The sequence below is a fragment of the Gammaproteobacteria bacterium genome (assembly GCA_028817255.1).
GTDB classification, from domain to species: Bacteria; Pseudomonadota; Gammaproteobacteria; order Porifericomitales; family Porifericomitaceae; genus Porifericomes; species Porifericomes azotivorans.
This window is the reverse complement of the sequence record JAPPQA010000060.1, coordinates 1-7,072: the sequence shown is the minus strand read 5'-3', so window position 1 is coordinate 7,072 and position 7,072 is coordinate 1. Positions and strand designations below refer to the sequence as shown.

The window sequence follows — 7,072 nt, the reverse complement described above, 5'->3', positions numbered from 1 at the left end:
GCGGATTCGATTTTCGTTCATGCCTGCGACCCCTGCGCCTGCGGCCCCCCCATGTCTGCGACCATGTCTTCGAGCCAACGGGAGCCAATGGGCCCCGGAGCCGAAACCGAGGACGGATTTCGGCGACAGAGGAGACCATGGGTGCATCCGCTTGCAGGCGGGACGGGAAAGATGGCGGGGAGGGGGGGTGGTGGTGGGGTGGGGCCCCTCCCCGCCCGGAAACCCGAAAGATTCGAAAGCCGCGGTGCCAACTCCCACCTGCACGCCGAACGCGGCTCAAGTCGCTCTATATCAAGAACCTGCGCCCGCTTTCCGTGTTCTCTCGCTACTTGTTCCAGTACTCGCGCCGTTCGATCCCGAGCGCCATTCCGTTGCGATATTGTTTTGTCCCCACTTATAGGCCCGTATGGGATCGAGGCCATACAGTGCTGTAAATAATAGCCGATAATCCTCGTTTGTCAAACATTTTTGCGCCGCCGAGCGCGCGTTTTCGCGCTTGCCGGCGCCGCGCGCGCCGCAGTTGCGCGCCCCCGTTCGCCTGCGATTTTTTGCTCCGAATTGGCTATGATGCCCGCGTGATTCCCCTGCGCGACGAAAACCCCGCGGAGTTGCGGCCGTTCGTAACCGTGTCGTTGCTCGCCGCCTGCGTGCTGGCCTTCCTGTGGCAAATCTCGGGCGGGGCGGACGGACACACGCTCAGCGTCTATCGCCTGGGCGTGATCCCGGCGGCGCTGCTGGGCGACGCCCGGCTGCCGCCCGAGATGGCGGCGGCGGCGCCGGCGGCTACCGTGTTCACTTCGATGTTCCTGCACGGCGGCTGGATGCACCTGATCGGCAACATGCTGTACCTGTGGATTTTCGGCAACAATATCGAGGACGCCATGGGGCATGTGCGCTTCCTGATCTTCTACCTGATCTGCGGCATCGCCGCCGTGCTGGCTCAGGCGCTGCCCGATCCGGACTCGACCATCCCCATGGTCGGGGCCAGCGGCGCCATCTCCGGAATTCTGGGCGCCTATCTCCTGCTGTTCCCCCATGCCCGCGTATTGGTCCTGGTCCCGCTCGGGTACTACACCCGCCTCATGCACATCAAGGCGGCGTGGGCGCTGGGCCTGTGGTTCCTGTTTCAGGTGCTGTCTTCGATCAACGTGGACACCTCCTCGGGCGGTGTCGCCTTCGGGGCGCACATCGGCGGCTTTATCGCCGGCATGGCGCTGGTGCCGCTGTTCAAGCGGCGCTCCTTCAAGCTGCTGGCGCGCACCTAGGCCCGGTCCAGCAACCGGTGATAGCGATCCCATTCGAAGTGCGGCCCGGGATCGGTCTTCCTGCCGGGGGCGATGTCGCAGTGACCGACGATGCGGTCGCGGCGCAGGCCGCGCCACCGCCGTTGCAGCAAAGCGGTGATGCCGGCCAGAACCCGGTACTGGCAGGGCTCATAGGGGCTCTGGTCGCAGCCTTCCAACTCAATGCCTATAGAATAATCGTTGCAGTCGGCACGACCGCAAAAAGCGGAGCTGCCTGCATGCCAGGCGCGCCGTAGAAAGGGCACGTACTGGGTCACGGCCCCCGAACGGTCAATCAGCAGATGGGCGGAGACCCGCAGCCCCTGCAACCAGGAAAAACCGGGGTGCGCCCGAAAGTCCAGGGTATTGGTGAACAGCCGGTCTATGTGGCCGCCGCCGAACTCTCCCGGCGGCAAACTGATGGCGTGGATCACCAGCAGCTCCACCTCGCACCCGGCGGGCCGGGCGTCCTGGTTGGGAGAGACGAGGCGCCGCGCGCCCCGCAGCCACCCGCCGTCCGCATCCAGGCCAGGCGCGCCGGGAGCGGGCGCTTGGCAGGCGGTTTTGCGCTTGCTACGATTCATGGTCACAAATCGGCGCGGCGAACGCCGCGCCAGCGTCGAACGCGACTCAATACGCCGATACGCCGAGTATATCGCTTATGTGCCGCCTTGCCGCCTACCTGGGGCCACCGCTTGACCTGCAACGCTTCCTGCTGGCGCCGGAGCACAGCCTGTACCGGCAATCCTGGGCGCCGCGGGAAATGCGGGAGGCCGTACTGAACGCGGACGGGTATGGCTTCGGCTGGCGCACGGAGCAGGGACAACCCGCGACCTACGTCTGCACCCAGCCGATCTGGGCGGACGGCAACCTGCCCGGCCTCGCGATCTCGCTGCGCAGCCCTCTGTGGCTGGCGAATGTACGCAGCGCCACACCCGGGCAGGCCGTGAATACGGCCAATACGCAACCCTTCCTGCAGGACGACCTGATGTACCTGCACAACGGATATCTGCAAGACTTTAACGACGGGCTGCGCGCCCAGTTCCACCATTGCCTGCCCGCCGCGGCGCAAGCGCGGATACAAGGCAGCAGCGACTCCGAATACCTGCTCGCCCTGATCCTCCGCCACCGTTCCCCGGCGAACGGGATGACGACCGCTGCCCTGCGCGCCGCCTGGCAGGAACTCGCGGAGATGATGCAACAGCGGAAGGCATTGCTCAACGTGATCCTGGCGCACGGGGAACGCCTGCTGGTCAGCCGCCACGCCCTGAACGGCGACTGCCCCTCCCTCTATTATTGCACCGGCAGCGCAGAGCTCCCGGGAGCGGTGCGGGTGGCCTCCGAGCGGCTCGACCCGGATCCGAATTGGCGCTGCGTCCCGGAACACTGCCTGCTGGTCCTGGAGAGCGGCGAGGTCGTCGCGGAGGAGCCGCTGTGAGCGCCGAGAGGCTGTTGCACCGCCTGAGCGGCTTGCAGAAGAGTATGGGGCAGCGGGTGGCCGCCCTGGGTCCCAAGCGCTATCGCCGCCAGTTCCATCCCGAGCTAAGCCCGGGCGGCTGGCACCTGGGGCATTGCGTTTACACCGAAGACTACTGGATCGGCAAGGCGCTCCTGCCGCGGGGGACGCCGGAGACCGCGGCGACGCAAGCCGCGCGCGGCAGGGATCTGTACGCGCCGGAATGCTCTCCCAAACGGATCCGCGGCGGCCGGCTGCTGGCACTGGACGAAATGCTGGCATGGGCGGGGATGCGGCAACGGGAGAACCGGCAGCGGCTGCAGGAATTGCGGGCATGCGGCGACGAGCGGAAACTGCTGGACCGGCACTACCTGCTCCATTTTCTGGTCCAGCATTACGCCCAGCACCACGAGACCCTGCGCATGATCGAGGCGCAGTTGCAGAAAGCGAAGGAGGAGAGCCGCGCGCATAACGGAGAGACGCGCAACGGCCGGGGAGGCGACGAAAACACGGCCAGCGCAGGCCGGAGCAAAATCGCGGGCGGGGGACGGCCCGCGACGCGCAATGCGACGCGCAACGGGCATCCCTGCGGATGCGCCCCCGGACGGGATACCGTGACTCTGCCGCCGGGACGCTACCGCATCGGCGCCGACAACCCCCATGCCCCCTACGACAACGAGTACGGCGCCGTATATGCGACACTGGGCGCCGTCACGCTGGAACGCAGGCCGGCCAGCAACGCGCAATACCTGGAATTCCTGGAGGCAGGCGGCTACCGGCGGCGGGAATACTGGAGCCCGCGCGGCTGGAAATGGCGCCTGCGCCAACGCATCGAGGCGCCGGAATACTGGCGGCAGGCGCGAGACGGGGACTGGTATGCCGTCGGCCCCGGGGGCGCGGAGCCGTTGCGGGCGGAGGCCGCGGTGTACGGCATCAGCCACTTCGAGGCCAGCGCCTTCGCGGCCTGGAACCGGGGGCGGCTGCCGCACGAATACGAATGGGAGGCCGCCCGGCGCCAGGGGTTGCTGGACGGCGTCGGCCAGGTGTGGGAGTGGTGCGCGAACCCCCTGCACCCCTACCCCGGCTTCCGCCCCTACCCTTACATGGGTTACTCCACCCCGTATTTCGACGGCGAACACCGCGTGTTGCGCGGCGGCAGCCGTCATACCCAACCGGAGATCCGCCGGCACAGCTTCCGCAACTATTACCTGCCCGGCACGCGCCACTTATTCGCCGGCGTCCGGCTGGCTTACGATTAGGGCCCTATTAAGGCCCGATCAGGTCTCCATTAGAACCATGTTCCCCCCACCCACCGTCAAACCGGCCGCGCCGCTGGGCAAAGGCATGTTGATCGCCGCCTGGCTGTGCGCGCTGGCGCTGCTGACCTTTGCCTTCGGCAAATGGCAGCAACAGCGCGACCACCCGAACCGGGAGGTCGCCAGCCTGGTCACGGACGAAGAAATCATCGTAACCCTGCGGCGCAATCCTGCCGGACACTACATCGCGACCGGGCGCATCAACGGCGAACCGGTGCAGCTGCTGGTGGATACCGGGGCGACGATGATCAGCGTGCCGGAGTCGCTCATGCAGCGGCTGCAGCTGGAGCGCGGCCCCGCCCTGCTTACCAGCACCGCCGCGGGGCCGGCGCAGATCTACGCGACGCGGATTGACCGCATCGAGTTGGGTCCCATCTCCCTGCGCGACTTGCGGGCCGGCATCGATCCCCGCCGCCGCGGCGAGGTGCTGCTGGGCATGAATTTCCTGGGCCCGCTGGAATGGAGTCACCGCGGCGACGAAATGATCCTCAAGCAAAAGAGACGCTGAGCCATGCCCTGGGAACAATGGCCGGACTGGACGGCGCTCTCCGGGCAACTGGCGGGCCTGCTGTGGAACAACCCCGTCACCCTGCTGGCGCTGCTCGGCACCGGCATCTATCTGAGCGTGCGGCTGGGGTTCATACAGATCTGGGGGTTTCGGGCCGGGCTGCGGCTGCTGCGGCGCCGGGAACAGGCCACGGGGGATATCTCCGGCTGGCAGGCGCTGAACACCACCCTGTCGGCCACGGTCGGCACCGGCAACATCGCCGGGGTGGCGACCGCCATCAGCCTGGGCGGCCCCGGCGCCCTGTTCTGGATGTGGCTGACGGCCTTTGCGGGCATGGCGACCAAGCTCGCCGAGTGCACCCTGGCCCTGCACTTCCGGCGCGTGGATGCCACCGGCGCGGTGGCGGGCGGTCCAATGTACGTGCTCGCCGACGGCCTGGGCATGCGCCGCGCCGCCGCCGCCTTCGCCCTGTTCGCCATGATCGCCTCCCTGGGGATCGGCAACATGGTGCAGGCCAATTCCATCATAGACGCGCTGCGCGAACTGCGCCCCGCCGGAAGCGTCCCGAACTGGCCGCTAGCCCTGGCGCTGACCGTCGGCGTGGGCCTGACCATTATCGGCGGCGTGCGGCGCATCGCGGCCATCGCAACCGCGCTGGTCCCTTTCATGTGCCTGCTCTACCTGGGGGCCGGACTGACGGTGGTGCTGCGCCACCTGGATCAAGTCCCCGCCGTGCTGTGGACCGTGCTCCAGCATGCCCTGAACCCCCAGGCGGCGGGGGCGGCGGCCATCGGCGAGGCGATCCGCTGGGGCGTCGCCCGCGGGCTGTTCTCCAACGAGGCGGGGCTGGGCTCCTCCATGGCCATGGCCGCCGCCCGCTTCCGGCAGCCCTTCCACGGCGGGCTGGTGGCCATGCTGACCCCCTTTATAGACACGCTCGTCATCTGCAGCATCACGGGCTTCGTGATCCTGATCTCCGGCAGCCTGGACGGCCAGGACACCGAGCGGATCGGCGCCGCCTTGACGGCGCGCGCCTTTACCCTGGAGTTCGGCGCCGTCGGCGGCTGGATCGTCGCCGTGGGGCTGACCCTGTTCGCCTTCTCGACGATCATCGCCTGGTCCTACTACGGCGACCGCTGCGCCCTCTACCTGTTCGGCCAACGCGCCGTGCTGCCCTACCGCCTGCTGTTCGTGGCGCTGGTCTTCGTCGGCTCCCTGGTCTCGCTCAAGCTGGTATGGAACATCGCGGACATCACCAACCTGCTGATGGCTTTGCCCAACCTGATCGCCGTGATCCTGCTGGCCGGCCTGGTCAAGAAATTGCGGGATCAGTACTTCGCCGACCCCCAGACGTGAGCGGGGCAGGCCCCGCCGCGCCGCGCCCCGCCCTGCCCGACGACCTGGAGCGCCAAGTCGCCGCGGCGCTGCGCGAAGACTTGGGCGCGGACTGGGGCGAAAACTGGGGCGACAACGACCCGTCCGGCGCCCTGGTCCCCGCCGGGCACCGTTGCGAGGCCGCGGTCTATAGCCGGGAAGACGCCGTATTGTGCGGGACGGCCTGGTTCGATCAGGTGTTTCGCAGCATAGACCCCGGGATCGAATGCGCCTGGCGCCGGAACGATGGCGAAGGGATCGCCGCCGGCCAGGTCGTGTGCCGATTGCAGGGGCCCACCCGGGCGCTACTGTCGGGAGAGCGCACCGCCCTGAACTTCCTGCAGCTGCTCTCCGGCACGGCCACGATCTCCCGCGCCTTCGCAGCGGCGGCGGCGACGGCGGCGGAGCGGGCGGGAGTGCCGGCGGCGCCGTGCGTCCTGGACACCCGCAAGACCCTGCCCGGATTGCGCAGCGCGCAGAAATACGCCGTGGCCTGCGGCGGCTGCCGGAACCATCGCCGCAACCTGGGCGAGGCCATCCTGCTCAAGGAGAACCACATCGCCGCCCTGGGCGGCGTCGCGGCGGCGTTGCGCGCCGCCCGGCAACGCCACGGGGCGCGACCGGTCGAGATCGAGGTGCAAAATCCGCGGCAGTTGCAAGAGGCGCTGGAGCAGCGGGCGGAACGCATTCTGCTGGACAACTTCTCCCCCGCGCAGATCGCCGCCGCCGTGCGCGACAGCAGGCAGCGGGCGCAGCTCGAAGTCTCCGGCGGCGTGACGCTCGCCGCGGTGACGGAGCTTGCCGGACTGGGCATGGATTTTCTCTCCTGCGGCGCGCTCACCAAAGACGTGCGGGCCGTGGACTTCTCCCTGCGCCTGGATGGCGCGGGGGGGTCTTAGTTCTTTCTTTATGGTGGCAAGCCGTTACGCAATCGAGGACAAGAAAAGCGGATCATATGCATCACTCCCCCCTTGAGGGGGAGTCGGCAAGACGAGGGCGCAAGCCCGAAGTCGCGCCGGTGGGGGGAGCATCTAAAGCGCCTCTATCGCCCCACCGCCCAGGGCAACCTGTATAGGCAACCGCAAGGGCCGCATAGGCTCCCCCTCAAGGGGGGAGTGATGGGAAAAATGAGGCG

General features: G+C 67.9%; 7 protein-coding genes. 6 read left to right on the top strand and 1 reads right to left on the bottom strand.

Annotated elements, in window-relative coordinates; translation table 11 throughout:
• Positions 1-575 precede the first annotated feature (575 nt).
• Complete coding sequence (locus OXU43_03045) at positions 576-1,265, top strand: rhomboid family intramembrane serine protease (protein ID MDD9824137.1); 690 nt, start codon at positions 576-578, stop codon at positions 1,263-1,265.
• Here OXU43_03045 and ampD read toward each other — a convergent pair.
• Positions 1,262-1,867 carry a 1,6-anhydro-N-acetylmuramyl-L-alanine amidase AmpD gene (ampD, locus tag OXU43_03040; protein ID MDD9824136.1) on the bottom strand — a complete coding sequence of 202 codons (606 nt, stop codon included), beginning with the start codon at positions 1,865-1,867 and terminating at the stop codon, positions 1,262-1,264. The two genes, OXU43_03045 and ampD, sit on opposite strands and share 4 nt — an antisense overlap.
• Before the next feature lie 77 nt (positions 1,868-1,944).
• On the opposite strand from ampD, the gene egtC reads away from it, so the two are divergent.
• Genes egtC through nadC form a run of 5 tightly spaced genes read left to right on the top strand, consistent with a single transcriptional unit; the run spans position 1,945 to position 6,836 of the window.
• The gene (gene egtC, locus OXU43_03035) at positions 1,945-2,721 is read left to right on the top strand and encodes an ergothioneine biosynthesis protein EgtC (protein MDD9824135.1); all 777 of its coding nucleotides are present in this window, start codon (positions 1,945-1,947) and stop codon (positions 2,719-2,721) included.
• Positions 2,718-3,998, top strand: a complete 1,281-nt coding sequence (locus tag OXU43_03030; GenBank protein ID MDD9824134.1) for an SUMF1/EgtB/PvdO family nonheme iron enzyme — start codon at positions 2,718-2,720, stop codon at positions 3,996-3,998. Before egtC ends, OXU43_03030 begins: the two co-directional genes overlap by 4 nt.
• Positions 3,999-4,035: 37 nt before the next feature.
• Positions 4,036-4,563, top strand: coding sequence for a TIGR02281 family clan AA aspartic protease (locus OXU43_03025; protein ID MDD9824133.1), 528 nt, complete (start codon positions 4,036-4,038; stop codon positions 4,561-4,563).
• Between the two features lie 3 nt (positions 4,564-4,566).
• Positions 4,567-5,919, top strand: coding sequence for a sodium:alanine symporter family protein (locus tag OXU43_03020; GenBank protein ID MDD9824132.1), 1,353 nt, complete (start codon positions 4,567-4,569; stop codon positions 5,917-5,919).
• Positions 5,916-6,836 (top strand): carboxylating nicotinate-nucleotide diphosphorylase, encoded by a 921-nt coding sequence (gene nadC, locus OXU43_03015; GenBank protein MDD9824131.1) that lies wholly within the window; start codon positions 5,916-5,918, stop codon positions 6,834-6,836. Before OXU43_03020 ends, nadC begins: the two co-directional genes overlap by 4 nt.
• Positions 6,837-7,072 lie beyond the last annotated feature (236 nt).

What these genes read in the sequence shown, in the direction of transcription:
- OXU43_03020 (MDD9824132.1), top strand. Translation starts at nt 4,567, where the DNA reads ATGCCCTGGGAACAATGGCCGGACTGGACGGCGCTCTCCGGGCAACTG.
- egtC (MDD9824135.1), top strand. Translation starts at nt 1,945, where the DNA reads ATGTGCCGCCTTGCCGCCTACCTGGGGCCACCGCTTGACCTGCAACGC.
- OXU43_03025 (MDD9824133.1), top strand. Translation starts at nt 4,036, where the DNA reads ATGTTCCCCCCACCCACCGTCAAACCGGCCGCGCCGCTGGGCAAAGGC.
- ampD (MDD9824136.1), bottom strand. Translation starts at nt 1,867, where the DNA reads ATGAATCGTAGCAAGCGCAAAACCGCCTGCCAAGCGCCCGCTCCCGGC.